This window comes from Parvibaculum sp. (assembly GCF_039973015.1).
Taxonomy (GTDB): Bacteria; Pseudomonadota; Alphaproteobacteria; order Parvibaculales; family Parvibaculaceae; genus Parvibaculum.
In genome coordinates this window covers 1-25,975 of sequence record NZ_JBDWLT010000009.1, presented here as the reverse complement: position 1 = coordinate 25,975, position 25,975 = coordinate 1, and the positions used below count along the sequence as shown (strand labels likewise).

Annotated in this window: 24 protein-coding genes; 9 read left to right on the top strand and 15 right to left on the bottom strand. The window is 60.9% G+C overall.

Annotated features, from left to right (window positions below):
• Positions 1 to 170: 170 nt before the first annotated feature.
• Positions 171 to 2,366: a primosomal protein N' gene (locus ABJO61_RS09760; RefSeq protein ID WP_348330878.1), complete on the bottom strand. Its 2,196-nt coding sequence runs from the start codon at positions 2,364 to 2,366 to the stop codon at positions 171 to 173.
• A 187-nt stretch (positions 2,367 to 2,553) separates the two neighbouring features.
• On the opposite strand from ABJO61_RS09760, the gene fsa reads away from it, so the two are divergent.
• Genes fsa through ABJO61_RS09740 form a run of 4 tightly spaced genes read left to right on the top strand, consistent with a single transcriptional unit; the run spans position 2,554 to position 5,492 of the window.
• A complete protein-coding gene (fsa, locus tag ABJO61_RS09755; protein ID WP_348324972.1) occupies positions 2,554 to 3,210 on the top strand; it encodes a fructose-6-phosphate aldolase in 657 nt (218 codons plus the stop codon).
• Between the two features lie 41 nt (positions 3,211 to 3,251).
• Entirely contained in the window at positions 3,252 to 3,989 is a 738-nt protein-coding gene (locus ABJO61_RS09750; protein WP_348324970.1) for a DUF484 family protein, read from the top strand.
• Positions 3,965 to 4,945, top strand: a complete 981-nt coding sequence (locus tag ABJO61_RS09745; RefSeq protein WP_348324968.1) for a tyrosine recombinase XerC — start codon at positions 3,965 to 3,967, stop codon at positions 4,943 to 4,945. Before ABJO61_RS09750 ends, ABJO61_RS09745 begins: the two co-directional genes overlap by 25 nt.
• 49 nt (positions 4,946 to 4,994) lie before the next feature.
• On the top strand, positions 4,995 to 5,492 hold the full coding sequence (locus tag ABJO61_RS09740) for an MOSC domain-containing protein (protein WP_348324981.1): 498 nt from the start codon (positions 4,995 to 4,997) through the stop codon (positions 5,490 to 5,492).
• Positions 5,493 to 5,503: 11 nt separating this feature from the next.
• On the opposite strand, the gene lpdA is transcribed toward ABJO61_RS09740, so the two are convergent.
• From lpdA to mdh, 7 genes are all read right to left on the bottom strand, one after another.
• The gene (lpdA, locus tag ABJO61_RS09735; protein ID WP_348324966.1) at positions 5,504 to 6,895 is read right to left on the bottom strand and encodes a dihydrolipoyl dehydrogenase; all 1,392 of its coding nucleotides are present in this window, start codon (positions 6,893 to 6,895) and stop codon (positions 5,504 to 5,506) included.
• Between the two features lie 9 nt (positions 6,896 to 6,904).
• Complete coding sequence (gene odhB / locus ABJO61_RS09730) at positions 6,905 to 8,161, bottom strand: 2-oxoglutarate dehydrogenase complex dihydrolipoyllysine-residue succinyltransferase (RefSeq protein WP_348330875.1); 1,257 nt, start codon at positions 8,159 to 8,161, stop codon at positions 6,905 to 6,907.
• A 37-nt stretch (positions 8,162 to 8,198) separates the two neighbouring features.
• Positions 8,199 to 11,390, bottom strand: a complete 3,192-nt coding sequence (locus ABJO61_RS09725; RefSeq protein ID WP_348324962.1) for a 2-oxoglutarate dehydrogenase E1 component — start codon at positions 11,388 to 11,390, stop codon at positions 8,199 to 8,201.
• A 252-nt stretch (positions 11,391 to 11,642) separates the two neighbouring features.
• Entirely contained in the window at positions 11,643 to 12,518 is an 876-nt protein-coding gene (gene sucD, locus ABJO61_RS09720) for a succinate--CoA ligase subunit alpha (RefSeq protein ID WP_348324960.1), read from the bottom strand.
• A complete protein-coding gene (gene sucC, locus ABJO61_RS09715; protein WP_348324958.1) occupies positions 12,518 to 13,687 on the bottom strand; it encodes an ADP-forming succinate--CoA ligase subunit beta in 1,170 nt (389 codons plus the stop codon). Before sucC ends, sucD begins: the two co-directional genes overlap by 1 nt.
• A gap of 216 nt (positions 13,688 to 13,903) precedes the next feature.
• Positions 13,904 to 14,986 carry an MBL fold metallo-hydrolase gene (locus tag ABJO61_RS09710; RefSeq protein WP_348324956.1) on the bottom strand — a complete coding sequence of 361 codons (1,083 nt, stop codon included), beginning with the start codon at positions 14,984 to 14,986 and terminating at the stop codon, positions 13,904 to 13,906.
• Positions 14,987 to 15,129: 143 nt separating this feature from the next.
• Complete coding sequence (mdh, locus tag ABJO61_RS09705) at positions 15,130 to 16,173, bottom strand: malate dehydrogenase (RefSeq protein WP_348324954.1); 1,044 nt, start codon at positions 16,171 to 16,173, stop codon at positions 15,130 to 15,132.
• A 311-nt stretch (positions 16,174 to 16,484) separates the two neighbouring features.
• On the opposite strand from mdh, the gene ABJO61_RS09700 reads away from it, so the two are divergent.
• Positions 16,485 to 17,126, top strand: coding sequence for a hypothetical protein (locus ABJO61_RS09700; protein ID WP_348324952.1), 642 nt, complete (start codon positions 16,485 to 16,487; stop codon positions 17,124 to 17,126).
• Between the two features lie 8 nt (positions 17,127 to 17,134).
• Here the strand turns inward: ABJO61_RS09700 and zapE are convergent, their stop codons facing one another.
• Positions 17,135 to 18,256 carry a cell division protein ZapE gene (gene zapE / locus ABJO61_RS09695; protein WP_348324950.1) on the bottom strand — a complete coding sequence of 374 codons (1,122 nt, stop codon included), beginning with the start codon at positions 18,254 to 18,256 and terminating at the stop codon, positions 17,135 to 17,137.
• Positions 18,257 to 18,339: 83 nt separating this feature from the next.
• Here zapE and ABJO61_RS09690 point away from each other — a divergent pair, with 83 nt between their 5' ends.
• Entirely contained in the window at positions 18,340 to 18,651 is a 312-nt protein-coding gene (locus ABJO61_RS09690) for a pyrophosphatase (RefSeq protein ID WP_348324948.1), read from the top strand.
• On the opposite strand, the gene ABJO61_RS09685 is transcribed toward ABJO61_RS09690, so the two are convergent.
• Positions 18,648 to 19,487: an arylamine N-acetyltransferase gene (locus tag ABJO61_RS09685; protein WP_348324946.1), complete on the bottom strand. Its 840-nt coding sequence runs from the start codon at positions 19,485 to 19,487 to the stop codon at positions 18,648 to 18,650. The genes ABJO61_RS09690 and ABJO61_RS09685 overlap by 4 nt on opposite strands.
• Positions 19,488 to 19,578: 91 nt before the next feature.
• Positions 19,579 to 21,081 carry a CoA-acylating methylmalonate-semialdehyde dehydrogenase gene (locus ABJO61_RS09680; RefSeq protein WP_348324944.1) on the bottom strand — a complete coding sequence of 501 codons (1,503 nt, stop codon included), beginning with the start codon at positions 21,079 to 21,081 and terminating at the stop codon, positions 19,579 to 19,581.
• Between the two features lie 351 nt (positions 21,082 to 21,432).
• Here ABJO61_RS09680 and ABJO61_RS09675 point away from each other — a divergent pair, with 351 nt between their 5' ends.
• Entirely contained in the window at positions 21,433 to 21,813 is a 381-nt protein-coding gene (locus tag ABJO61_RS09675; protein ID WP_348324942.1) for a hypothetical protein, read from the top strand.
• Between the two features lie 57 nt (positions 21,814 to 21,870).
• On the opposite strand, the gene arsB is transcribed toward ABJO61_RS09675, so the two are convergent.
• Genes arsB through ABJO61_RS09655 form a run of 4 tightly spaced genes read right to left on the bottom strand, consistent with a single transcriptional unit; the run spans position 21,871 to position 24,273 of the window.
• Positions 21,871 to 22,938, bottom strand: a complete 1,068-nt coding sequence (arsB, locus tag ABJO61_RS09670) for an ACR3 family arsenite efflux transporter (RefSeq protein WP_348324940.1) — start codon at positions 22,936 to 22,938, stop codon at positions 21,871 to 21,873.
• Positions 22,938 to 23,453 carry an arsenate reductase ArsC gene (locus ABJO61_RS09665; RefSeq protein ID WP_348324938.1) on the bottom strand — a complete coding sequence of 172 codons (516 nt, stop codon included), beginning with the start codon at positions 23,451 to 23,453 and terminating at the stop codon, positions 22,938 to 22,940. The genes arsB and ABJO61_RS09665 overlap by 1 nt, the downstream gene beginning before the upstream one ends.
• Before the next feature lie 26 nt (positions 23,454 to 23,479).
• Complete coding sequence (locus tag ABJO61_RS09660; protein WP_348324936.1) at positions 23,480 to 23,917, bottom strand: VOC family protein; 438 nt, start codon at positions 23,915 to 23,917, stop codon at positions 23,480 to 23,482.
• Positions 23,917 to 24,273: a metalloregulator ArsR/SmtB family transcription factor gene (locus ABJO61_RS09655; RefSeq protein WP_348324934.1), complete on the bottom strand. Its 357-nt coding sequence runs from the start codon at positions 24,271 to 24,273 to the stop codon at positions 23,917 to 23,919. The genes ABJO61_RS09660 and ABJO61_RS09655 overlap by 1 nt, the downstream gene beginning before the upstream one ends.
• Before the next feature lie 437 nt (positions 24,274 to 24,710).
• Between ABJO61_RS09655 and ABJO61_RS09650 the strand changes: the two genes are divergently transcribed.
• Both ABJO61_RS09650 and ABJO61_RS09645 read left to right on the top strand, forming a co-directional pair.
• Positions 24,711 to 24,995, top strand: coding sequence for an antibiotic biosynthesis monooxygenase (locus ABJO61_RS09650; RefSeq protein ID WP_348324932.1), 285 nt, complete (start codon positions 24,711 to 24,713; stop codon positions 24,993 to 24,995).
• A gap of 245 nt (positions 24,996 to 25,240) precedes the next feature.
• The gene (locus ABJO61_RS09645) at positions 25,241 to 25,777 is read left to right on the top strand and encodes a hypothetical protein (protein ID WP_348324930.1); all 537 of its coding nucleotides are present in this window, start codon (positions 25,241 to 25,243) and stop codon (positions 25,775 to 25,777) included.
• Positions 25,778 to 25,975: the final 198 nt, after the last annotated feature.

The following is a 25,975-nucleotide window of genomic DNA, read 5'->3' as shown; positions in this document are numbered from 1 at the left end:
AAGAGTCCACCCCCGAGGCCGCGCGTTAGGTAACACATGGCCCGCGCAGGAGCAACATGCTGGCCTGCGAAATGGGCGCACCTGCGGCATTTTGGGCCGTCTTGCCGGGCCCGAATACCCCCTTCCCCAACGTCCGCGTCGCCCCCGGCCCTGCATCGCCCGCATCAGGCTCACATAAAGCTGTAGGGATCCACATCGACCGAGACGCGGACCGCATTCGGTATCTTCATGCCATCGAGCCAGGCATGGATGAAATTCTGGATATTGACGTTACGGCCTGCCTTGACGAGGAAGCGAAGCCGGGTGCGGCCGCGAAGGAGTGCAAGGGGCGCGGGCGCGGGCCCCAGCACCGAAACATCGTCCGTCCGGGGCACCCTTCGGGACATTTCCCGGGCGATTCTCTGGGCCAGGCCGCTCTCGGGCGCCGAAACAATTACGCCGACGAGCCGCCCGAAGGGCGGCAGCCCCACCCGCTCCCGGGCAGAGGCTTCGCGGGCGAGGAACTCGTCGCGGCGGCCCGAGACAAGCGCCCGCATGACCCCATGCTCGGGCATGAAGGATTGCAGGAAGACCCGGCCCGGCCGCTCTGCCCGGCCGGCCCGCCCTGCCACCTGCTGCAGGAGCTGGAATGTCCGCTCGCCTGCGCGCAGATCGCCATTTTCAAGCCCGAGATCGGCGTCGACCACGCCCACCAGCGTGAGCCAGGGAAAGTGATGACCCTTGGCAACGATTTGCGTGCCGATGACGATATCGACCTCGCGCTCCTCGATGGCCCTGAATACCTCCCGGTGCGCGGCAGGTCCGCGCAGATTGTCGCTGGAGACGATGGCGACGCGCGCCTCCGGAAAAAGCTCCGCCACCTCCTCCGCGATACGCTCGACCCCCGGCCCGCAGGCAACAAGCGAATCTTCCGCTCCGCAGGACGGGCACGCCTTCGGCACCGGCGCCGAATAGCCGCAATGATGACAGGCAAGTTCGCGGCGAAAACGATGCTCGACGAGCCATGCAGAACATTGCGGGCATTCAATGCGATGCCCGCAGGTTCGGCAAAGCGTGAGCGGGGCATAGCCTCTGCGATTGAGAAAAAGCATCGACTGCTCGCCCGCTTCGAGCGCCTTTGCAATCTCGCGCACGAGGACGGGCGAAAGCCAGCGTCCGCGTTCCGGCGGATCGGCGCGCATGTCAATGGCCGTGACATCCGGCAATCGAGCGGCGCCATGTCGCGCTTCGAGGCGCAGCTGCGCGTAGCGTCCCTGCTCCGCATTGACCGCCGTTTCGAGCGAAGGCGTCGCCGAGCTGAGAACAATCGGCACCTTGCCGAGCGATGCGCGCACAACCGCCATGTCACGCGCATGATAGGCAACACCGTCTTCCTGCTTGAAGGCGGCGTCGTGTTCCTCGTCGACAACGATGAGACCGAGATCGGGGAAAGGCAGAAAAAGCGCCGAGCGCGCACCGACAACGACGGAGGCGCGGCCTTCCGCGACACCGCGCCAGACGCGGCGGCGCTCGCGCGTCGAAAGATCCGAGTGCCACTCCGCAGGACGGCAGCCGAAGCGCCGCTCAAAGCGTTCGAGGAACTGACTGGTGAGCGCGATTTCAGGAAGGAGGATCAGCACCTGCCGATTCTGCCGCAAGGCAGCGGCGACCGCCTCGAAATAAACTTCCGTTTTGCCCGAGCCCGTCACTCCATCGAGCAATATGGCGGAAAACCTGTCGGCCTCGACATGACTGCGCAGCGCGGCCGCGGCTTCGGCCTGTTCGTCCGAGAGATCGACACCCCGCGCATCGAGGTTGGGCTCGGGAAACGGCGCTTCCGTCGGAACATCCACCGGCACCAGCGCGCCCGCATCGACAAGGCCGCGCACCACGCCGTCCGATACGCCCGCTTCTTCCGCCAGTTCGCGCACCGTACGCGCGAAACCGTCCTCCGCCACTTCCACCGCCCGGATACGCGCGGGCGTCATCCGGGACGGACGCTCATCGCCGAGCCGGTAGGCCGTGCGCATACGCTGCGGTTCGAGCGCACCGGGCGCGCGAATGGCGAGACGCAAAACCGAACCCGGCGGGGACACCGTATAGCTCGCTACCCAGTCGACCAGGCGGCGCAACACTTCCGGCATGGGCGGCGCATCGAGCACCTCCGCAACGGGCCTTAATCTGTTGTGGCCGACCTCCCCCGTGCCCTCGCCCCAGACAACGCCGAGAAGTTCCTGCGGGCCCAGAGGCACGATCACATAATCGCCCGGCCGCACCTTCATGCCGGGCGGCACCTTGTAGTCATAGGGTCGCGGCAAGGCGAGGGGCAGCAGAACGCTGACGGTTCCCGAAACGATCTGTTCTTCTGTGGATATTTCGGAAGCCATTCGAATTGCCGGAGGGAGAAGGTTCAAAATCGACACGACACTGTAACGCGCCGTAAAGCAAGTACCACGAGGAGGCCTTGCGCGCAGACGCAGGCGGCGGCAAAAGAAGGAAGCCTTCGAGACCGCTCTCGACTACACTGCGGTCATAAAGCCTTACCCACCGACCGGCCGCAAAGATCAAGCAACCATGAAATTCTTCGTCGACACCGCCGATATCGCCGACATCCGTGAACTTGCCGAGACCGGCATGCTCGACGGCGTGACCACCAACCCCTCGCTCATCGCCAAATCCGGCCGCAACTTTCTCGAAGTCGTCGAGGAAATCTGCGGTGTGGTGGATGGCCCGGTCAGCGCGGAAGTGACCGCGCTCGATTCGGAGACGATGATCGCCGAGGGCCGCAAACTCGCGAAAATCGCGAAGAACATCGCCGTCAAGGTGCCGCTCACATGGGACGGCCTCAAGACCTGCAAGGTGCTGACCGGCGAAGGCACGATGGTCAATGTAACGCTGTGCTTCTCCGCGAACCAGGCACTGCTGGCGGCAAAGGCGGGCGCGACCTTCATTTCGCCCTTCATTGGCCGCCTCGACGATATCAATCTCGACGGCATGGAACTCATTCACGAAATCCGGGAAATCTACGACAACTATCCTGCCCTGGAGACAGAAATCCTCGCAGCCTCGATTCGCAATGCGAACCATGTGAAGGACGCCGCGCTTGCCGGTGCGGATGTTGCGACCGTACCGCCGGCCGTTCTGAAGGGGCTCGCCACCCACCCCCTGACCGACAAGGGGCTCGAAATGTTCATGTCGGACTGGAAGAAAACCGGACAGAAAATTCTGTAGGGCAAATACTTTAGAAACGTATTTCGGGGGATGCTGAGAGTATGAGCCAGCAAAACGACATTACCGGAGCGAAGCGGATCGACGAGGCGGAAGCCTCGCTCTCCGCCGAGGATGTGAAGACCTATTTGCGCCAGCACCCGGAGCTGCTCGCCAACGACCCCGATCTCATTTCGGCGCTGGTGCCTCCGTCGCAATCGACAGGCCGCAACGTGCTCGATATGCAGCACTTCATGATTGGCCGCCTGCAAAATCAGGTACGCATGCTGCGCGACATCCAGTCGGACCTTCTCGAAGCGACATCGCTGAACAGCATCGCGCGCGAACAGGTCCACGCCGCGACGCTGAGGCTGCTCGACGCACGCTCCTTCGAACACCTGATCGAATATGTTACGGCACCCGACGGCCTCGCTCGCGTACTCGGCATCCGCGCCTCCGCCGTCTGCATCGAAACGGCGAACGGTGTCTCCGGCATCGGCATTCGCGGTGTCCGCGTACTGGAACCCGGCGGCGTCGACCGCATTCTCGGTTTCGGCGAACGCTGCCGTCTCGCTTCGCATGTACGCGGCAGCCGCGGCCTTTACGGTAACCTCGCCGAAGATGTGCATTCCGAAGCGCTGGTGCGGCTCGATTTCTCGCCCGCCTCACCGCCCGGCCTCCTCGCGCTGGGCGGCTTCGATCCCGAGCAGTTCCATCCCGACCAGGCCGTGGACCTCCTCGAATTCCTCGCCAATGTCGTCGAGCGCGGTGTGCGCCAATGGCTCGACCTGCCGCCCGCCTGAGCACCGGCGCACCCTCGCCGGACGACGCCGCAAGGACCGTCCCTGCCTCGGAAGACGCGCGGGCTGAAATCCGAAACTGGTATGCTCACTTGATGGGCGAGCGCCGCATGAGCGAAGCGACGCTCGTGAACTACCATCGCGACATCACGCGCTTCTTCGAATTCCTTGTCGACCATCTGGGCGGCCCCGCCAGCCTCGATGCGCTCGCCGCACTCCAGACACGCGACTTCCGCGCCTTTGTCAGCCACCGCCGCAATGAAGGTCTGCAAAGCCGTTCCGTCGCGCGCATGATTTCAAGTATCCGCTCCTTCTTCCGTTTTCTCGACCGCTCGAACGTGCTTTCCAACGCATCCGCCACGACCTTGCGCTCGCCGAAACTGCCGCACGCATTGCCAAAGCCCCTGTCGGTGTCGGGGGCAGACGCAATGATCGAGGAAGCGGGCGTCCTGCCAGGCGAAGCATGGAAGGGGCTGCGTGACGCGGCTGTTCTTACGCTTCTCTATGGTTGCGGACTTCGCGTGTCGGAGGCGCTGGCGCTGGATCGCAATGCGGCGCCGCTGAAGGACACGATCCGCATCACCGGCAAGGGCAACAAGGAGCGCATCATTCCCGTGCTGCCCGCCGCGCGCGAAGCGGTTGAGCGATATCTCGCGCTTTGCCCTTTCGGCCTCACCGCCGTCGACCCCTTGTTTGTGAGCGCAAGGGGCAAGCGGCTCGGCCAGCGCCAGGTCCGCGAGGCAATGCAGACACTTCGGCTGAGACTCGGCCTGCCCGACACAGCGACGCCCCATGCGCTGCGCCACAGCTTTGCAACGCATCTTCTGGCTGGAGGTGGCGACCTGCGCGCGATCCAGGAGCTGCTCGGCCATTCGAGCCTTTCGACCACGCAGATGTATACGGAAGTCGATTCCGCACGGCTGCTTGACGTCTACGACAAGGCCAAACGCCGAAGGTAATTCGATGCAAGGTTCCGTCATCGCCGTAAGCGTCAGCGCCACGCACACCATGCGAAAAGCCAACACGGCGCGCATCGAACTGGTCGAAGGCTTGGGCATCCAGGGCGATGCGCATATGGGCGAGACGGTGAAACACCGCTCGCGCGTATCGCGCGATCCATCGCAGCCCAATCTCCGGCAGGTTCACCTGATCCACGCCGAGCTTCTCGACGAACTCACGGGCGCGGGGTTCGAGGTCGAGCCCGGACGCATGGGCGAAAACATCACGACGCGAGGTCTCGACCTTCTTGCGCTTCCGGCCGGCACGAAACTGAGGATCGGTGAACGTGCGATCATCGAGGTGACCGGATTGCGCAATCCCTGCCTTCAGCTCAATGGCATCGCTCCCGGTCTCATGAATGCCGTTCTGGACCGGGATACGGAGGGAAACGTCATTCGGAAGGCAGGCGTGATGGGAATCGTGATTGCCGGTGGCAATGTGAAACCAGGCGACAGCATCCTTGTGGAACTGCCTGACGGCACACCTTCGCCGCTGAAACCCGTCTGAGACGCTGAAGCTCACATGTGGATTGGAACGCCGGTGACGGCCAGCGCCGCCTCCTTGACCGCTTCCGACATGGTCGGATGAGCAAAGCAGATGCGCGCGATGTCCTCGGAGCTTGCCGAGAGTTCCATTGCGATGACGGCTTCCGCGATCATCTCGCCGCCATTCACGCCGATGATGTGAACGCCGAGCACACGGTCGGTCTTCTTATCGGCGAGAATCTTGACGAAGCCCTCGGTCGTCTTGTTCGCCTTGGCGCGGCCGTTTGCCGTGAAGGGGAACTTGCCGGCATTATATTCGATGCCCGCTTCCTTGAGCTGCTCTTCCGTCTTACCGACGGAGGCAACCTCCGGCGAGGTGTAAACGACACCCGGAATGACATCGTAGTTCACCGCGCCGTAATGGCCCGCAAGGCGCTCCGCCAGGGCGACGCCCTCTTCCATCGCCTTGTGAGCGAGCATCGGCCCGGCAATGCAATCGCCGATCGCGTAAATACCGTCGACATTCGTCTTGAGGTTTTTATCGACCTCGAGACGCCCACGCTTGTCGGTCGCAACGCCTGCCTTGTCGAGCCCGAGACCTTCCGTGTAAGCGACGCGCCCGATAGCGACGAGAACGACATCGGCATCGAGAACTTCCGCTTCGCCACCCTTGGCCGGCTCGACACTCACCTTGAGGCCGGACTTCTGTTTCTCGACCTTTGTCACCTTCGTGCCGAGTTTGAAGGTGAAGCCCTGCTTCTTGAGCGTGCGGGTGAAATTCTTGACAACCTCGCCATCCATGCCCGGCAGGATATTGTCGAGGAATTCGACTACGGTGACTTCCGCCCCGAGACGTCGCCAGACGGAGCCGAGTTCGAGACCGATCACACCACCGCCGACAACGACGAGCTTGCCCGGCACCTTGCCAAGCTCAAGCGCGCCGGTAGAGGAGACGACCGTCTTCTCGTCTATTTCGACACCCGGAAGTTTCGCGACATCGGAGCCTGTGGCGATGACGACGTTCTTTGCTTCCAGCGTGCGATCACCGACTTTCACCTTGCCGGGGCCGGCGATCTCGCCTTCACCCTTCACCCATTCGACCTTGTTCTTCTTGAAGAGGAACTCGATGCCCTTGGTGTTGCCGTCGATGGCCTCATCCTTGAAGGCAAGCATGTGCTTTAGATTGAGCTTCGGCTTTGAAACCTCAATGCCCATATCCGCGAAGCTTGTTCCTGCTTCGTGGAAAAGCTCGGAGGCATGAAGCAATGCCTTGGAGGGAATACAGCCGATATTGAGGCAGGTTCCACCAAGACGGTCGCGCTTTTCGACGCAAGCGACCTTGAGGCCGAGCTGCGCCGCCTTGATCGCGCATTCATAGCCGCCGGGGCCCGCGCCAATCACTACAAGGTCGAATGCATCAGCCATTGATATACCTCAGAGGTCGAGCAGCAGGCGCTGCGGGTCTTCCAGCGATTCCTTCACGCGCACAAGGAAAGTGACCGCTTCCTTGCCGTCGACGATGCGGTGATCGTAGGAAAGCGCGAGATACATCATCGGACGGATTTCGATCTTCCCGTCGACGACCATCGGCCGCTCCTGGATCTTGTGCATGCCGAGAATGCCGGATTGCGGGGCATTGAGAATCGGCGTCGACATGAGCGAGCCATAAACGCCGCCATTCGAGATCGTGAAGGTGCCGCCCTGCAGCTCATCGAGCTTGAGAGCCCCGTCGCGCGCGCGGCGTCCAAAATCGTTGATCGTCTTTTCGATATCGGCGATCGACAGATCCTGGGCTTCGCGAACGACGGGCACGACGAGACCGCGCTCCGTGCCGACCGCAACGCCGATATTGTAGTAGTTCTTGTAGACAAGTTCCTCGCCGTCGATCTCCGCATTGACCGCCGGAAGCTCTTGCAGCGCATGGATGCAGGCCTTCACGAAGAAGCCCATGAAGCCGACGCGCACGCCATGCTTCTTCTCGAAGAGATCCTTGTACTGCGAGCGGAGCGCCATGACATTCGTCATGTCCACCTCGTTGAAGGTGGTGAGCATCGCCGCCGTGTTCTGCGCTTCCTTGAGGCGCGTCGCGATGGTCTTGCGCAGCCGCGTCATCTTCACGCGCTCTTCACGCGCCCCTTGATCGGCGGGTGCTGGCGCACGGACAGGTGCTTCCGGTGCTTTCGCCTGAGACGGGGCCTTCGCGGAAGAAGCGGCCTCTTCAGCATCTGCCTTCGTCACGCGGCCGCCCTTGCCCGTTCCCTCGACCTTCGACACATCGAGATCGTTCTCGGCAGCCACACGGCGCACGGCGGGAGAGGGTTCGGCATCGGCAGGCTTCGACGGGCCCTTGGCTTCTGCCTGCGTCGGTTCTTCCTTTTTGGGCTCGGGTCTGGCTTCTGCCTTCGCTTCACTCTTCTTGGGCTCTTCCTTCTTCGGAGCGGGAGCCGCGCCCTTACCTTCGCCGATCTGGCCAAGCAGTGCACCAACCTCGACTGTCTCGCCGTCCTTGGCGATGATTTCAGAAAGCACACCCGCCGAAGGCGCCGGAACTTCCACCGTCACCTTGTCGGTTTCCAGCTCGACAAGCGGTTCGTCCGCCGCGACGCTGTCGCCCGGCTTCTTGTACCATTGCGCGACGGTGGCTTCAGTCACCGACTCGCCAAGCGTGGGCACACGAATTTCCGTCGCCATTGGGGTTCACCTTTCCGAACGTTCTACGGGGCGGGGATCAATCGATCCGGAGCGCCTCCGAAAGAAGCTGATTGAGTTCCTGGTTGTGCTTGCTCATGAGACCCGTCGCCGTCGAGGCCGAAGCCGCGCGCCCCGCATAGGAAGCGCGGCGATAACGCGTACCGAGATGTTCGAGCACCCATTCGATATTGGGTTCGATGAAATACCACGCGCCCATATTCTTGGGCTCTTCCTGACACCACACGAATTCGGCATCCGGGAAGCGCGAAAGCTCCGTCATCAGCGACTTCGCAGGGAACGGATATAGCTGCTCGACGCGCATGAGATAAACATCGGTAATGCCTCGCCGTTCGCGTTCCTCATAAAGATCGTAATAAACCTTGCCCGAACAAAGAACGACGCGCTTGATCTCCTTATCGGCGACAAGCTTGATCTTCTGGTCCGGCAGCATCTCCGCATCGTCCCACAACACGCGGTGGAAGGACGAGCCCGGGCCGAATTCCTTGAGGGTCGACACGGCGCGCTTGTGGCGCAGCAGGGACTTCGGCGTCATCAGGATGAGCGGCTTGCGGAAATTGCGGTGCATCTGACGGCGCAGAATGTGGAAATAGTTCATCGGCGTCGTGCAGTTCGCAACCTGCATGTTGTCTTCCGCGCACATCTGCAGATAGCGCTCAAGACGCGCGGAAGAATGCTCCGGACCCTGACCCTCATAGCCGTGCGGCAACAGCATCACAAGACCCGACATGCGCAGCCACTTGCGCTCACCCGATGAAATGAACTGGTCGATCACGACCTGTGCACCGTTCGCGAAATCGCCGAACTGCGCCTCCCAGAGAACCAGCGCATTGGGCTCGGCGAGGCTGTAGCCATACTCAAAGCCGAGCACAGCGGCTTCCGAGAGCATCGAGTTGATGACTTCGTATTCCGCCTGTTCGGCTGAAATATTGTTGAGCGGCACATAGCGGTCTTCGCTCTTCTGGTCGTTCAGCACGGAATGGCGCTGTACGAAGGTACCGCGCTCGGAATCCTGACCAGACAGACGTACCTTGATGCCTTCGTCGAGCAGCGACCCGAACGCAAGCGCTTCCGCCGTCGACCAGTCGATATTCTCGCCCGTTTCAACCGCCTTGCGGCGATTGTCCATGAAGCGCTGGATGGTCTTGTGAATGTGGAAATCACCGGGCACCTCGGTAATCTTGAGCCCGATCTCCTTGAGCTTCCTGGTTTCGACCGCCGTCTCGCCGCGGCGCGCCTCGCCTTCGGCCTTGCTGAGGCCGGACCAGCGCCCATCGAGCCAGTCCGCCTTGTTGGGACGGAAAGTCGATACGGCCTCGAAGTCTTCCTCAAGCTGCGCGCGAAAGGCAGCGCCACGCTCCTCAACCTCTTCGGCCGACATGAGGCCGCCTTCAACAAGACGCTTCGAATAGATCTGGAGCGTCGTCGGATGCCCCTTGATCTTCTCGTACATCAAGGGCTGCGTCATGCTCGGATCGTCGCCTTCATTGTGGCCGAAGCGGCGATAGCAGAACATGTCGATGACGACAGGCTTGTTGAAGCGCTGACGGAATTCGGTGGCAATCTTTGCGGCGTGAACCACGGCTTCGGGGTCGTCGCCATTCACATGAAAGATCGGAGCCTGCACCATCTTCGCGACATCCGACGGATAAGGCGAAGAGCGGCTGTTGATCGGGCTCGTGGTGAAGCCGATCTGGTTGTTCACGATGAAATGAATCGAACCGCCAGTGCGATGCCCCTTGAGGTCGGAAAGGCCGAGACATTCGGCAACAATGCCTTGGCCGGCAAAGGCGGCGTCGCCGTGAATGAGAAGCGGGATCACAGTACCGCGCTGGCGGTCATGATGCTGATCCTGCTTCGCGCGTGCCTTGCCGAGCACGACGGGATCGACGATTTCGAGATGCGACGGGTTGGCGGTGAGCGAGAGGTGCACCTTGTTGCCGTCGAACTCACGGTCCGACGATGCACCGAGGTGATACTTCACGTCGCCCGAACCGTCGACGTCTTCGGGCGTAGACGAACCGCCCTTGAATTCATGAAAGACCGCGCGGTAGGGCTTCGACATCACATTGGTAAGAACGTTGAGGCGGCCGCGATGGGCCATGCCGAAAACGATTTCCTTCACGCCAAGCGCGCCGCCGCGCTTGATGACCTGTTCGAGCGCAGGGATGATCGATTCCGCGCCATCGAGACCAAACCGCTTGGTGCCGACATACTTCACGCCGCAGAACTTCTCGAAGCCTTCTGCCGCGATCAGCTTGTCCAGAATGGCCGACCGGCCCATGTCGGTGAAGGCAATTTCCTTGTCCGGCCCTTCGATACGTTCCTGAATCCAGGCCTTCTCTTCCGGGTCCCCGATATGCATGAACTCGACGGCGAGCGTACCGCAGTAGGTACGGCGCAGAATATCGAGCATCTCGCGCACGGTGGCCGTCTCAAGGCCAAGCACATGGTCGATGAAGATCGGCCGGTCGAGATCGTCGGGACCGAAACCATAACTTTCGGGCTGAAGCTCTGGATGCTGCGACTTCGGACGAAGCGCGAGCGGATCGATATCGGCGTCGAGGTGACCGCGAATGCGATAAGCGCGGATCATCATCAGGGCACGGACGGAATCGAGCGTCGCCGCCCGAATTTCGTCTTCGCTGGCGGCGGGACGGCGCTCTTCGATCTTGCCTCGAACCTTGCCCGCCTCGGTCATTGCCGAGCCCCAATTTCCGTCAAGCGCGCTCACCAGTTCGCCATTGGCAGGGATCGGCCAATCAGTGCGCTGCCAGGAAGCGCCTTTCGCTTCCTTCAACACATCCTCCGGCGCATCGCCCAGCCCCTCAAAGAAGGTTCGCCATTCGGGATCGACCGAAGAGGGACTCTCCTGATAACGCGCATAAAGCTCTTCCACGAAGGGCGCATTGGCGCCATAGAGGAAGGACGTCCGCTCCATGCGGTCGTTCTCGCCATTCTTGCTCATGGTGTCGGGTCCATTTGGCTGCGGCGCGGCCTGAACCGCGCCCTGAAGAGCCGTGTCGTCGGACAGAAAATCGTTCGGGGTCACCTGACCGCCCGTAGCCTTGTAGATCGCATCGAGCGTCTGCCATTCGGGACGGCGCTGGCCGTTCATACAGCGTGTGACCGTGGAAACGGACACACCGAGCTGTTCGGCAAAGGCGCTTGCCGTGAGACTATTGGATTCGAGCCAGTCGGTGAGTTTCATGCCAGAAAATTGCCATAGAGGCAACGCGCCGTCAAACAGGATTTGCCGTGAAGGCACACTTTGGAAACACCCCAGATACAGGGGCAAATCATTTATCCACCGAAGGAATATAGGCGCTTCGTGACAGATTAACACTGGCGAAGCGCCAAACAGCCTCAAATGCCTCGAAAACGATGAAGAAAGCCGTAAAAAGCGAAACGGGGCGTCCGAAACCTCGGACACCCCGCTCGAATAGCCCGGATATCGGTCCTATTACTTGCCAAGAACCTCGACAAGCGTCGTGCCGAGCGCCGAAGGAGAGGCCGCGACAGTGATGCCGGCCGAACGCATGGCCTCCATCTTGTCTTCCGCGCCACCCTTGCCGCCCGAGATGATCGCGCCCGCATGCCCCATGCGGCGGCCCGGAGGAGCCGTGACGCCGGCGATGAAGCCAACGACCGGCTTCTTCACCTTGGAAGCCTTGAGGAACTCGGCAGCCTCTTCTTCAGCGGTACCGCCAATTTCACCAATCATGATGATCGACTTCGTGTCGGGGTCACCGAGGAACATCTCGAGGCAATCGATGAAGTTCGTACCATTGACGGGGTCGCCACCAATACCGATGCAGGTCGTCTGGCCAAGACCCGCCGCCGTTGTCTGGGCAACGGCCTCATAGGTGAGCGTACCCGAGCGCGAGACAATGCCGACGGAGCCCGGCTTGTGAATGTGACCGGGCATGATACCGATCTTGCACTGGCCCGGTGTGATGACGCCGGGGCAGTTCGGACCGACGAGGCGCGTCTTCGAACCCGAAAGCGCACGCTTCACCTTGACCATGTCGAGGACCGGAATGCCCTCGGTGATGCAGACGGCAAGCTCGATACCGGCATCGATGGCTTCGAGGATTGCGTCAGCCGCGAAGGGCGGCGGCACGTAGATGGCGGACGCCGTCGCACCCGTCTTCTCGACCGCTTCGGCAACCGTGTTGAAAACGGGGAGATCGAGATGCTTGGTGCCGCCCTTGCCGGGGCTCACGCCGCCAACCATCTTCGTGCCGTAGGCAATCGCCTGTTCTGAATGGAACGTACCCTGATTGCCGGTAAAGCCCTGACAGATGACCTTGGTGTTCTTGTCGACGAGAACGGACATTATGCGGCCTCCTTCACGGCTTTGACGATCTTCTCGGCCGCATCGGCGAGGTTGTCGGCGGAAATGATGGGCAGGCCCGATTCCGCCATGATCTTCTTGCCAAGGTCGACATTCGTGCCTTCCAGGCGAACCACGAGCGGCACGCCGAGCGACACTTCCTTCGCGGCGGCAACAACTCCCTCCGCAATGATATCGCAGCGCATGATGCCGCCGAAGATATTGACGAGAATGCCTTCAACGCTCGGATCGGAGAGAATGATCTTGAAAGCGGCCGTCACCTTTTCCTTGGTTGCGCCGCCGCCAACATCAAGGAAGTTCGCAGGCTCGGAGCCGTAGAGCTTGATGATGTCCATCGTCGCCATGGCAAGGCCGGCGCCGTTCACCATGCAGCCGATTTTGCCGTCAAGCTTGATGTAGTTGAGGTCGTATTTGGACGCCTCGACTTCCGCCGGATCCTCTTCCGTCAGGTCGCGCAGCTCGACGATGTCCTTGTGACGGTAGAGCGCATTCGAGTCGAAGTTCACCTTCGCATCGAGGCAGACCACGTCGCCCTCGCCCGTGACGACGAGCGGATTGATCTCGAGCATGCTCATGTCTTCGGTGACGAAGGCCTTGTAGAGCTTTTCAATGAGGGCAACGCCCTTCTTCACCTGATCGCCTTCGAGACCCAGCGCATAGGCCACCTTGCGGCCATGGAAGCTGCTGATGCCCGAGGCAGGATCAATCGAGAAGCTGAGGATCTTTTCGGGCGTCTTTGCCGCGACTTCCTCGATATCCATGCCGCCTTCAGTCGAAACGATGAAAGAGATACGCGAGGTCGCTCGATCGACAAGCACGGAAAGGTAGAGCTCGCGTTCGATCGAGGAACCTTCCTCGATGTAGAGGCGATGCACTTCCTTGCCTTCGGGGCCCGTCTGGTGCGTGACGAGCGTGGAACCGAGAAGGCGCTTTGCTTCCTTCTCTACATCCTCGACCGACTTCACCACCTTGACTCCGCCGGCCTTGCCGCGGCCGCCCGCATGAATCTGCGCCTTGACGACCCAAACAGGCCCGCCCAGTTCCTTGGCCTTCGCCACCGCTTCTTCGGGAGTGAACGCCGCATGCCCGCGGGGCACCGGCACGCCGTACTTCGCGAGCACGGCCTTGGCCTGGTATTCGTGAATATTCATGAAAAACCGTCCGGCTGGAGAGCGGCGCGGGAACCCGCGTCGCCAGAAGGAAAAAATCGACCGATAGGTATGTCGGATGGCTCGGAGTTATACCACCCGAGAGAGCGGGCGCAACCGGCAGATAAGTGGCGGAGCGCCAGCGCCCGCAACTTTACTTCTTGCCGGAAATGCAGTTACCGCAGCGCCGCCCGCGTGCCCCCGGTTCGTGACGCAGCGTCACCGCAGATCGTGCTCGATGATCTTTTCCGATTCAGCCGGAAGCTCCAGATAGAGCCCGTCATAACCGATTGTCACGCCATCGCTCCTAACGCCGTCAACGCCGCGCAGAAAGACCCGTTCGGCAAGGGCATTGGGCAACCGCGGAACGATATGCGTGTAGACGAGAAGCTTCACCCCGGCTTCGTTTGCGGCCTCGGCGGCCTGAACCGGGGTGGCGTGATAGTCTGGAATGTCATGCATGACCTTGGCGCGGCGATCCCCGCTATGCTCGAGTCCGTCTTCAAGCAGTCCTACCATATGAGCGGCAAGTGCCTCGTGAATCAGCACATCCGCTCCCTGGCCAAATTTCGCGATATTCGCATCCTTTTTCGTGTCGCCGCTGAAGATGACGGAGCGCCCTTTGTAGTCGACCCGGTAGCCATAGGCGGGATCCACGGGCTCGTGACTGACACGAAAGGCCGTGATCTTCACGCCGTCCTCCTCGAAAACGGTCACGCTCGTATCGCGGTCTGGAACGTTGACGACAACGGGCTGATAGTTCGCCCCCTCCTCGGAGAAGAATTCAGGACCATGATGGGCAATCCGGTAACCGTCATCGAGCGAATAGGCGAGGTCGAAGCCCTGCGCCACCGTCTCGATACCCGGAGGCCCGTAAAGTGCCAGCGCCTCGTGCCTGCCGGATGCCCAGCTGTTGAGCGCGATATCGGGGATGCCGCTGATATGGTCGGAATGAAAATGAGTGATCAGGATGCCCGTGAGGCCACCGACGGGAAGTTGGAACCGGGCCAGCCTGTCCCAGCCCCCCAGACCTGAATCGACCAAAAAGACCTTGCCGCCCGCGTAAACGATGGCGCAAGCCTGCGCGCGATCGGGATCGGGCATGGGCGAACCCGTCCCGCAAAGCACCACATGGAGCGCATCTTCATCGAGCACGGCTTCGTTGCCGCCGACATTCGAGGCCACCACGCGCTTCATGATCGCGTCTTGCGCCGAGGCCGAGAACCAGACCACCAGGAAACCGGTCATCACGACCGCCGCCATCAGCAGGCCGAACCCCGTAACAATCACCCGCTTTTTCATTCAGAAGCCTCCCCGTCATCTAACTAATGAGAAACATTAGATAGGGATCCCTCCGCCCTCAAGCAAGATATATTGACATGGAAAGTGTCAATAAAAAGGGCAGGTCCGAAAACCTGCCCTTCGTCTCCCGCCTGAAACGAAATTTACTTCTTCTTGGCGCCCGCTTTCGACGCCTTGGCCTTGGGAGCCTTGCCCTTGGGAGCCTTGCCCTTGGGGGATTTCCCGGAAGCCACGGCCGGATCGATCTTCTTGCAGGCGTCCACCAGGCCCTTCACGGCATTGACCGAACCCATGAACTGCTTCTTTTCGGAAGCGTTGAGGTCGATCTCGACGATACGCTCGACGCCGCCCGCACCGATCACCACCGGCACACCGACATACATGTCCTTCACGCCGAACTCGCCATTCAGGTAAGCGGCGCAGGGCAGAACGCGTTTCTTGTCCTTGAGATAAGCCTCGGCCATGTCGATGGCGGAGGTCGCCGGCGCATAGAAAGCCGAACCCGTCTTGAGAAGGCCGACGATCTCGGCACCGCCATCGCGCGTACGCTGGATGATCTTGTCGAGCTTGTCCTTCGTGGTCCAACCCATCTTTACAAGATCGGGCAGCGGAATGCCGCCGACGGTCGAATAACGGGCGAGCGGTACCATCGTGTCGCCATGTCCGCCGAGCACGAAAGCCGTAACGTCCTCGACCGAAACCTTGAACTCCTCCGAGAGGAAATAGCTGAAACGCGCACTGTCGAGCACACCCGCCATGCCGACAACCTTGTTGTGGGGCAGGCCGGAGAACTGACGCAGCGCCCAGACCATGGCGTCGAGCGGATTGGTGATGCAAATGACAAAGGCGTTGGGCGCGTATTTCGCGATGCCTTCGCCGACCTGCGCCATCACCTTGAGGTTGATGCCGAGCAGGTCGTCACGGCTCATGCCGGGCTTGCGCGGAACACCGGCGGTGACGATCACGACGTCAGCACCCTTGATGTCCTTGTAGCTGTTGGTGCCGGACAGAGCTGAGTTGTAACCCTCGACCGGACCGGACTGCGCGAGATCGAGCGCCTTGCCCTGGGGCAGACCTTCCGCGATATCGAAGATGACAACGTCGCCGAGCTCCTTGAGAGCAGCGAGATGAGCCAGCGTGCCGCCAATCTGGCCGCCGCCGATGAGTGCGATTTTCTTGCGCGCCATGGTTTGAAAAGCCTCCGATATGCGTGCGCCGTGGTTAATCTCGCAGCCTAGTAGCGTGAATCCGCGTGTTCCGCAACGTAGGCATGGAAAAGGCCTTGTTCTTCGCGGTCAGGATATTAACCAAGAAACCCGTCTCGTATTGACACAGATGCACGCCGAAGCCCATGATTTTTACTCAACGTAAAGGTTGATCCGCGATGTTCAGGGGTGCGCAGCGCGGGCTGGCGCAGGGTCCGGGGGATCCGCGCCGAAGTCCCGGCAGGCGTGAAATTTTCACCCCGTCGGGACCGGCTGGTTTGGGGGCGTGCGTAATGACGCAGACGATCCGTTGCAATAATTTCACGAGATTTCCGAACGCGATACGCGCCGCGCTGGCCGGTTTGGGTCTTCTCGCGTTGTCGGGTTGCGCCGCGCCGGCGATCGGCGCACTGACCATCGGCGAGGTTCTCACCATCGCCGGCATTTCCTCTTCCATCATGACCGGCCGTGATCTGGGCGAACATGCCCTTTCCGCGCTCACAGGCAAGGATTGCCGTTTTCTCGAAGCCGCCCTGCGCGAAGGCCGGTCCTTCTGCGAGGAGCGAGGCTCCACGGCAACGAAGGGTGACTTCGGAGGCGTCATTGCCCTCCTGCGGAACGGCGATGGCAAGGTAAAGGAGACGACCGTTGCCGCCGCCGACCTGGACCCGATGGTGCTTGGTTTTGCGCCCGTGGACCGTCGGGCCGCCCGCGATTTCTCCCTCGAAATAGCACGGGAAACATCGCGCGCCGAACCGAAACAGACGATCTCGTTCGGCATGATGTCGGCGACTTTCGGTCAGTCCTGGAACTATCGGCTCGACATGGCTCCCGACGCGTCCGCGCGAAAATTCGCCGATGTCTCGAACCTCACGAACAAGCCCGCCGCAAGCCTTGGCCTTCGCCCTTCGCGCTCTCCTTATACGGGTCTTTGAAAAGGTCCTCAGTCGGCACTTCTGAGCTCGATATAATCCGCGCTCTGCATTTCCATCAGCCGCGACACGGTGCGCTCGAATTCGAACGCACCGTCACCCTGCTCATAGAGTGAGAGGGGTGGCGCATCTGCCGATAGAATGAGCTTCACCTTCGCCTCATAAAGCGCATCGATCAGCGTCACGAAACGCTTCGCCTCGTTGCGCCGCTCCGGCCCCATCACCGGCACGTCGCGTATGATGACGGTGTGAAAGCATTGCGCGATCTTGAGATAGTCGGCAGCGCCGAGTGGCCGCGCGCAAAGGTCGGCGAAGGAAAAGCGCGCCACACCATGCCGAGCCTCTGGCACCTCCACCGCACGGCTCTTCAGCGACAATGTCATCGGTTCGCCATGGGTCGAGTCCGTGAGCTTCTCGAAGGCATCGTCGAGCGCCGCATCGGCTTGCGGTCCAAGCGGCGTGTAATAGGTGGGCAAACCCTTGATGCGGTCGAGACGATAGTCCGTCGCGCTGTCCAGATGCAGCACATCCATCTTCGTCTTCACAAGGTCGATAAAGGGCAGGAAGCGGTGCCGGTTGAGCCCGCCTTCATAGAGTCCATCCGGCGCTCGGTTCGACGTCGCCACCACGACGACACCGCGCTCGAAAAGCTGCGAAAAGAGGCGCCCGAGGATAGAGGCATCGGCGATGTCGTGAACCTGAAACTCGTCGAAGCAGAGAAGAGCCGCTTCCCCTGCGACCATCTCGGCCACGGGGGGAATGGGATCCGAGCCCTTGACCTTTCCGTCCTTCTCCTTCTGCCGCCAGTCGAAGATACGTTCATGCGTCTCCTGCATGAAGGCGTGGAAATGGACGCGACGCTTCGGCCCGATTTCCACCGTCTCGAAAAAGAGATCCATCAGCATCGACTTGCCGCGCCCGACCCCGCCCCAGATGTAGAGACCTTCGGGCGGCGTCACCGGCTTGCCGAAACCGAACGCGGCGAAGGGCCCTGCCTTCTTGCCGGGCTTCCACTCGGCCAGATCGTCCGCAAGGTGCTGCAGGCGTTCCGCGGCATGCGCCTGCGCCGCATCCTCGGCGATGTCGCCGCGGGCAATCTTCTCGCGATAAGGGACTAGCGGACCTGAACTCATGACCTGCCGACCGTTTGGAGAACATTGCACGAACACAGCGACTCGGCCATCATCCGCACTCGCCGGCCAAGGGAGGTATCCGCATGCAGCATCTGGTGAGACTCGCCGGACAGTTCGAAGAAGCATCGCAGCGATATGCTGCTGCAAACGGCATAACGCGAAACGACGACTGGTTCATCCTCAAACTTCAGGAGGAGCTGGGCGAGCTGACGCAGGTCTGGATGAAACTGACGGACCGGGGGCGGAAGCGCGGACTGAGCGAAACCGAACTACGCGAGGAACTTGCGAACGAAATGGCGGACGTACTCGGTCACATTCTTCTGTTCGCGGTGAAGAACAACATCGATCTTGCACCTGCCATCACACGTAAATGGCGCTTCGAACCCGGCGTCTAGCCGCCCGCCATGGCCCGCCATTGATCGAGAAAAGGCTCTATGGCGAGCGCCTTGTCCTCCTCCGAAAGTGAAATCCCGAAATAGCTTTCAAGCACTTCGGCAATTTCATCCGCGCTATCAAGCACACGCGTCTCGGCTGTACCATCAAGGTTGCGTATCTTGAACTCGCGGTTGAAGAGCGAGAGCCACTTTCCTTCCTGCGGAAGACCAGCGATCAGGAATTGCACGAATATCGAGGAGGGATGGGTGGAAGTGTACCAGCTCGCAACCTCGTAATCGGTGTGGCGATGCGGCTCGAGTGTGAAGCGGTAGATCGGCATCCACTCGCCTGCGACCTTCGCCTGGAGTTCAAGCCCGTCTTCATGATCGAGAAGACGGCGCGGCTCATGCGGCGTTTCCTGTTCAATCCCTGTTTCGAAGCGGATCGGTCCCGTCATGGTAAGGCCACCGAAACCGACATCGGCGAGGTAGCTCCCCTCCGGCAGCTCTACCCGCATAAGCATGTGCGAGCGGGCGGTATCGACCTCTTCCGGCGACATCCAGCGTACGCGGCCGATCAGTGTGGTGACATCGAAGCCGAGCTCGCGCAACGCGGCCGCGAAAAGCGCGTTCACTTCGAAGCAATAGCCGCCGCGCTTTTCCGTCACGAGCTTCTTCTGAAGCGAAGCGAGGTCGAGATTGATCTGCCGCTTCGCCAGCACATCGAGATTCTCGAAGGGGATAGCAAGGGCTTGGGCGTGATGAAGCGCTTTCAGCGTTTCAAGCGTCGACACGCGCGGGCCCTCATAGCCGATACGCGCGAAATAGGCATCGAGATCGAATGTTTCGCCGCTCATGTCGCTACTCCGCCAATCGAGGGGTTGGGGCTCATATAGGAATGGCGCCTCCCGAAGGAAGCGCCATTTCAGAAAATCATGTTAGGGCCGCTCATTTCATCGTCGGAATGACAAAGGATGAACCTTCCTTGACGCCGCCACCCGGCCAGCGCGAGGTAACAGTCTTGATGCGCGTCCAGAACTTCACGCCTTCCGGCCCGTGCTGGTTGGTGTCACCGAAGGCCGAACGCTTCCAGCCGCCGAAGGTGTGGTAGGCAAGCGGCACGGGGATCGGTACGTTGATGCCGACCATGCCGACCTGAACATTGGATGCGAAGGTGCGGGCCGCATCGCCGTCGCGGGTATAGATCGCAACCCCGTTGCCATACTGATGCTTCGTTGGCAGCAAAGCCGCCTCCTCGAAATCTTTTGCGCGCACGACCTGCAGAACGGGGCCGAATATCTCGTCCTTGTAGCTCTGCATATCCGGCGTCACATGATCGAACAGCGAGCCGCCGAGGAAGAAGCCGTTTTCATAGCCTTGAAGCTTGAAGCCGCGTCCATCGACCAGCAGCTTCGCGCCCTCCTTCACGCCCATGTCGATATAGGAACTCACCTTATCGAGATGCGCCTTGGTGACGACGGGGCCGTAATCGCTGTCCGCAGCGTTGGACGGTCCGACCTTGAGCGACTGCACACGTGGCACAAGCTTTTCGACAAGACGCTCGGCCGTATCCTCGCCGACCGGCACGGCAACGGAGATCGCCATGCAGCGTTCGCCCGCCGAGCCGTAACCCGCACCGATAAGGTCGTTCACGACCTGATCCATGTCGGCATCGGGCATTATGATGGCGTGGTTCTTCGCGCCGCCCATCGCCTGCACGCGCTTGCCATTTGCAGCACCCGTTGCATAGACATATTGCGCGATGTCGGACGAGCCGACGAAGCTTACCGCCTGGATCGTCGGATCGGTAAGGATCGTATCGACTGCTTCCTTGTCGCCATTCACGACATTGAGGACACCGGCAGGCGCGCCTGCTTCCATGAAGAGTTCGGCAAGTCGGGTCGGCACCGACGGATCTTTCTCGGACGGCTTGCAGATGAAGGTGTTGCCGCAGGCAATGGCTACGCCGAACATCCACATCGGGATCATTGCGGGGAAGTTGAACGGCGTGATGCCGGCGACGACGCCGAGCGGCTGGCGCATTGAATACATGTCGATACCAGGGCCGGCACCTTCCGTATACTCACCTTTCATCAGGTGCGGAATACCGCAGGCGAACTCGATCACTTCGAGGCCACGCTGGACGTCGCCCTTCGAATCCGCGATTACTTTTCCGTGCTCGGAGGAAAGCATCTCGGCAAGTTCGTCCATATTGGCTTCGAGCAGACGCTTGAACTCGAACATGACACGGGCGCGGCGCTGCGGATTGGTCGCTGCCCAGCCCGGAAATGCCTTCGCCGCCACATCGACGGCGCTGCGAAGCTCTGCGGCACTCGCAAGCGGCGTATGCGCGATTATTTCGCCTGTATTCGGATTGGTGACATCGAGCAAGCGCCCGCTCTTGCCCTGAACATGCGCGCCGCCAATGAAATGTGTGAGCTCTCTGGCCATCCTTGTCGTCCCGCGCGCCGCTTGCGCGGGCCGCGTCTCCCTGTTCAGCTTGATATTTGACAGGCTTACTTAGCCCAGCGTGTGAAGAAACGGCAAGGGCCCTGTGGAGCCGGGCTACGCACCTTACGTAGCGGCCATTTTGCCCCTTTTTGAGCGTGACTCCGTATCAACACGAATAAAAGATTTCCAATAATTCGCCGTTTCGCGGTGGCAATTTGCCCCAAATCATCACTAACATCGGTCCAGGCGCCTGACTAATCTGTGGGAGAGAACGAACGGGGGGCCTGAGAGGGCCGCTTCTCAGCGGCCGGGGTGAAAACAAGGCGAAACGACCGCCAAGAGGAAAATATCATGTCCAATTTCATGAAAACCGCTATCGCCATCATCGTGATCGCGGTGGTTCTGGTGATCGGATACCGGATGATGAATCCGGAAGATGCGACCATGGAAGACACCATGGATCAGACCGGCGAAGCCGCATCCGACGCAATGGACGCCACCGGCGACGCGGCAAGCGACGCGATGGATGCGACGGAAGAAGCCGCCAGCGACGCCATGGAAGCAACCGAGGAAGCAGCCGAAGACGCAGCGGATGCGACCGGCGAAGCCATGGAAGATGCAGGCGAGGCGATGGAAGACGCCGCCGACGACATGAGCGGTGAAGAAGCCACGCCGATGGAAGAAACGCCGGGCGAAGAAACTGCCGCCCCGGCGGAGCAGACGAAGGAATAATCTTCCTTAACTGCTTCGGGAACGATCAGGCCCGCATCGCAAGATGCGGGCCTTTTCTTATTCGGCGGGCTGCGGCGAGGAAGCACCGAACCAGCGCGTGCGAAGCCAGAGCGCAACGCTGACCAGCGCGATCAGCACCGGCACCTCGACCAGCGGCCCGATAACGGTCGCGAAGGCAACGGACGAGGAGATACCGAAGGCAGCGATCGCAACCGCGATGGCAAGCTCGAAATTATTGCTCGCCGCCGTGAAGGAAAGCGACACGGTGCGCGGATAATCCGCACCGAGCAGACGGCTCATTGCAAAGCTCACCAGGAACATGATGAGGAAATAGAGCGCGAGCGGCACGGCGATCCGAAGCGCATCGAGAGGGAGCGCGAGAACCGCTTCGCCCTTCAGTGCAAACATGACGCCGATGGTGAAGAGCAGCGCGATAAGCGTGAGCGGTGCGATGCGCGGCACGAAACCATTGTCGTACCGCTCGGCACCGATACGAGGCCGGAGAAAGCGGCGCGTGAGATAACCCGCCGCAAAGGGCACACCGAGATAGAGCAGCACCGCGCCTGCAACAACCCAGAAACTCACGTCGATAATCTGCCCCTCAAGGCCGAAGAAAGGCGGCAGCACGGCAAGAAAAAACCACGCATAAACGCTGAAGAAGATGAGCTGGAACACACTGTTGAAGGCAACGAGCGCAGCCACATATTCATTGCTGCCGCGCGCAAGCTGGTTCCAGACGATGACCATCGCGATACAGCGCGCAAGCCCGATAAGGATCAGGCCCGTCATATAGGCCGGCTCGTCATGGAGGAAGAGAACGGCAAGGCCGAACATGAGAAACGGCCCGATCAGCCAGTTCTGCACGAGCGACAGCAACAGCACCTTGCGGTCCTCGAAGATACGCGGCAGTTCCTCGTAACGCACACGCGCGAGCGGCGGATACATCATGAGGAGAAGGCCGGCCGCTATGGGAAGGTTCGTCGAGCCAACGGAAAACCCTTCAAGCGCGGCAGGCAGCGCCGGCCAAAAACTGCCCAGCGCCGTGCCGAGCGCCATCGCGAGAAAGATCCAGAGCGTCAGCCAGCGGTCGAGAAAACCGAGGCGGCGCGGAGATGCGTCCGTCATCAGCTTGCCTTTGCCGGATCGCGGCCGAGTTCATCGATGCGGCGCTGGAGCGCAAGCTTGTCCAGCGAACGAAGCGGCAGGTTCGTGAAGATGTCGATGCGCGCGCGGATCTGGCGAAAGACATCGAGAAAGAAGGCGCGCTTTTCCGTATCGCTTCCCTCGAAACCCGCCGGATCGGAGAAAGGCCAATGCGCCGTCATCGGCTGGCCCGGCCATATCGGGCAGACTTCGCCCGCCGCGTTGTCGCAGACGGTAAAGACGAAATCCATGTGAGGCGCGCCGGGAACCGCAAATTCATCCCAGGATTTCGAGCGCAGACCATCGACGGACAGGCCAGCCGTGCGCAACACGTCGAGAGCATGCGGATTGACCGTGCCGCCGGGATGGCTGCCTGCGCTATAGGCCTTGAAGCGTTGCGCGGGCAACGAGTTCATATAGGCTTCCGCCATGATGCTGCGCGCCGAATTGCCAGTGCAGAGAAAGAGTACGTTGTAGGAATCGCCGTCGCCGCTCATGGCGCATTACTCCGTAAAAGGATGAATTAGCAACAACCGCGGATGGACTTGTCTTCCGCCGTGACACCGGGCGTTTCAAGCTCGGGCCCGGTGCCGAAGTCTTCCATCTGGTGCATGGTGTAGAAGGCCTCCCAGCGCACACCGTCCGGATCTGCCGTCCAGCTCTTTTCCGACTTGTGATAGCAGCAGGTTGTGACACCTTCAGGAAGGTAGGGAGCTTCCGCTTCCTTCAGCCGCTCGAAGATCGGCGCGAGCTCTTCCTGCTCGTCGACCTGGATGCCCGCATGCGAAAAACCCTTTTCGCCGGAAAGCGACTCGACGACGAAGTTCACGCGGGGATCGTCGAGCATCCATTTCGCATAGCCGGGACGACGGACGGACGGTTCCGCGCCGAACAGCGTCGAATAAAAAAGCACTGACTTTTCAAGGTCTTGGGTTCCAAAACTCACATGCAGACGCTTCATCAGACACACTCCTTTTCGGGCATGATGGCACTGCCCGGGGCGCAGGGGGATAAAGTCCCGCAGGCGCCCTGGCAGCAATCTTCGAGCAGATAGGCGGTAAGGCCGAGCATGGCGGTGAGGTCCGCCTTGTAGATGAGGGAGCGGCCCTCACGGCGCTGATCGATCAGCCCGGCGTGAAGTAACTCCTTGAGATGAAAGGACAAAGTGGCCGGCGCCACATCGAGCGCCGCCGCGATCTCACCTGCCGCGAGACCGCCCTCCCCCTCGCCCGGCGCATGGGCGCGGACAAGGGCGCGAAAAATCGCGAGGCGCGTTTCCTGCGCGAGGGCGGAGAGGGCTGTGACGGCGGTTTCCATTTCCATATTTCGATAATTATCGAAATGAAGGATAAAGTCAAGCCCGGGCCGAGGATAAATCGGGGCGACCGTCATTGAAACGTCACTGAACCGTCACATATGCCGGAGATGTTCACAGGGGGCGAGGACAAGTCCGCCGGATACCCGCTCTGGATATCCCCATTTGAAGAAATCGGGGGCACCGCAAAAAATTGCACCATGCCGCGCCGGAAAAGAAGTCCCCGCCCGTTTGTCATGACAGGCGGGCGCTGGTCCCCCCTCTCGCCCGCCGTTCCTCCCGGCGTCAGCATCCCTCAAGAGCCGACGCCACGGCCCGTGCCGCTCCCCCAAAGACCGGCACGGGCCGGCTTCCCTCCCCGCATGTATGTCCGTCTACGGATCATGATACCGGCTTTGCGGGCAGATGCTATGCTGCCCGCAAGGGATGGAGGATCTGAATGATCGTGATAACGGGCAGCGCGCGTGTGCCGGAAGAAAATCGCGCCGAATTCGGCAGGGTGGCGGAGCGCCAGGTGCGCCTGTCGCGCGAGGAGCCGGGCAACATCACCTATGGCTGTTTCGAGGACCGGCTGGAGCGCGGACGGTTCTTCTTCTATGAGGAATGGAAGGACCGGCGGCGGTCGACTTTCATTTCGCGCAAAGCTATTGCCACGAGTTCATGGACGCCGCGCGGCGGCTCGCGGAGACAGAGCCGGAAATCAATATCCGCGAGATCATGGTGAAGGAGACGTAAACCGTCCGGGTGCGGAATGGTTGTGTGTCTTCACCTTCCGTTCACAGCATCGGCTTTAGGCTTCCCCCACGCCGCACCTCCCAAACGTCTTGCGGCAACACGGCTTGAACATTGGTTGAGGCCCCGGCCGCATTGAGTTGCCCCGGCACATCCTCATCCCTCCAACGGAACCCGGCACGCCACATGGCGGCCGGGTTTTTGTTATACTGCGGCAGACCATATGAGGATGCCACCATGATCCGCCGTCTGACCGCCTTGCTCGTTCTGCCTCTGCTTCTCGCCGGCTGCCTCGTCTCCGATGGCGACCTGATCTTGCCCGGCGACGCCGACTTTCCCGTTGCCGACGGCGCTCGCTTCACCGTCCATGCGCTGGACGAAAAGGGCGTGCGGACGGATGACGCGCCGGAGACGGCGGTCGTGACGGTGGAGAGCGGCCGCTACATCTTGCGCAGCGGTGAGGAGAACAAGGTCTTCACCGGACTGATGAAGGAAATCGGCCCGGAGCTTTATGCCGTCATGATCCGTGAGGAAGACCAAACAGAGGGCAACCTCTACGCGCTGATGCGGCGCGAGGGCACGACATGGTGGCGCTGGGGCATGGTCTGCCCGCAATTCGTGTCGCTGGTGGAAGAGGAAGGCATGACGCTTGCCGATTTCGGCATGATCGTGCGCAACAGCGATTGCGTGGCGACGGATTTCGCGGATTTGAAGAAGGCGCTGCTCTTCGCGCATGAGCGGCAGAAGCCCGATGCGGAGTATGTGGCGGAGTGACGTTCGGCTGCGATGATCTTCAATTCACATTCAGTGTCACCCCGGCGAAAGCCGGGGTGTGGATTCACATTTGAAGTGCAACAGTTTCTCCGAGAAGAGTTCGGCGGGGGTGCGGAAGTCAAGGCATTTGCGGGGCGTGTTGTTGTAGAGGGCGAGGAGGAGGTTGAAGCGGCTATCGGAGAGGGCTGCGAGATCGGT

Bases quoted from the DNA above. Each gene is read 5' to 3' on its own strand.
- ABJO61_RS09760 (WP_348330878.1), bottom strand. From the start codon at position 2,366: ATGGCTTCCGAAATATCCACAGAAGAACAGATCGTTTCGGGAACCGTC.
- fsa (WP_348324972.1), top strand. From the start codon at position 2,554: ATGAAATTCTTCGTCGACACCGCCGATATCGCCGACATCCGTGAACTT.
- ABJO61_RS09750 (WP_348324970.1), top strand. From the start codon at position 3,252: ATGAGCCAGCAAAACGACATTACCGGAGCGAAGCGGATCGACGAGGCG.
- ABJO61_RS09745 (WP_348324968.1), top strand. From the start codon at position 3,965: ATGGCTCGACCTGCCGCCCGCCTGAGCACCGGCGCACCCTCGCCGGAC.
- ABJO61_RS09740 (WP_348324981.1), top strand. From the start codon at position 4,995: ATGCGAAAAGCCAACACGGCGCGCATCGAACTGGTCGAAGGCTTGGGC.
- lpdA (WP_348324966.1), bottom strand. From the start codon at position 6,895: ATGGCTGATGCATTCGACCTTGTAGTGATTGGCGCGGGCCCCGGCGGC.
- odhB (WP_348330875.1), bottom strand. From the start codon at position 8,161: ATGGCGACGGAAATTCGTGTGCCCACGCTTGGCGAGTCGGTGACTGAA.
- ABJO61_RS09725 (WP_348324962.1), bottom strand. From the start codon at position 11,390: ATGAAACTCACCGACTGGCTCGAATCCAATAGTCTCACGGCAAGCGCC.
- sucD (WP_348324960.1), bottom strand. From the start codon at position 12,518: ATGTCCGTTCTCGTCGACAAGAACACCAAGGTCATCTGTCAGGGCTTT.
- sucC (WP_348324958.1), bottom strand. From the start codon at position 13,687: ATGAATATTCACGAATACCAGGCCAAGGCCGTGCTCGCGAAGTACGGC.
- ABJO61_RS09710 (WP_348324956.1), bottom strand. From the start codon at position 14,986: ATGAAAAAGCGGGTGATTGTTACGGGGTTCGGCCTGCTGATGGCGGCG.
- mdh (WP_348324954.1), bottom strand. From the start codon at position 16,173: ATGGCGCGCAAGAAAATCGCACTCATCGGCGGCGGCCAGATTGGCGGC.
- ABJO61_RS09700 (WP_348324952.1), top strand. From the start codon at position 16,485: ATGACGCAGACGATCCGTTGCAATAATTTCACGAGATTTCCGAACGCG.
- zapE (WP_348324950.1), bottom strand. From the start codon at position 18,256: ATGAGTTCAGGTCCGCTAGTCCCTTATCGCGAGAAGATTGCCCGCGGC.
- ABJO61_RS09690 (WP_348324948.1), top strand. From the start codon at position 18,340: ATGCAGCATCTGGTGAGACTCGCCGGACAGTTCGAAGAAGCATCGCAG.
- ABJO61_RS09685 (WP_348324946.1), bottom strand. From the start codon at position 19,487: ATGAGCGGCGAAACATTCGATCTCGATGCCTATTTCGCGCGTATCGGC.
- ABJO61_RS09680 (WP_348324944.1), bottom strand. From the start codon at position 21,081: ATGGCCAGAGAGCTCACACATTTCATTGGCGGCGCGCATGTTCAGGGC.
- ABJO61_RS09675 (WP_348324942.1), top strand. From the start codon at position 21,433: ATGTCCAATTTCATGAAAACCGCTATCGCCATCATCGTGATCGCGGTG.
- arsB (WP_348324940.1), bottom strand. From the start codon at position 22,938: ATGACGGACGCATCTCCGCGCCGCCTCGGTTTTCTCGACCGCTGGCTG.
- ABJO61_RS09665 (WP_348324938.1), bottom strand. From the start codon at position 23,453: ATGAGCGGCGACGGCGATTCCTACAACGTACTCTTTCTCTGCACTGGC.
- ABJO61_RS09660 (WP_348324936.1), bottom strand. From the start codon at position 23,917: ATGAAGCGTCTGCATGTGAGTTTTGGAACCCAAGACCTTGAAAAGTCA.
- ABJO61_RS09655 (WP_348324934.1), bottom strand. From the start codon at position 24,273: ATGGAAACCGCCGTCACAGCCCTCTCCGCCCTCGCGCAGGAAACGCGC.
- ABJO61_RS09650 (WP_348324932.1), top strand. From the start codon at position 24,711: ATGATCGTGATAACGGGCAGCGCGCGTGTGCCGGAAGAAAATCGCGCC.
- ABJO61_RS09645 (WP_348324930.1), top strand. From the start codon at position 25,241: ATGATCCGCCGTCTGACCGCCTTGCTCGTTCTGCCTCTGCTTCTCGCC.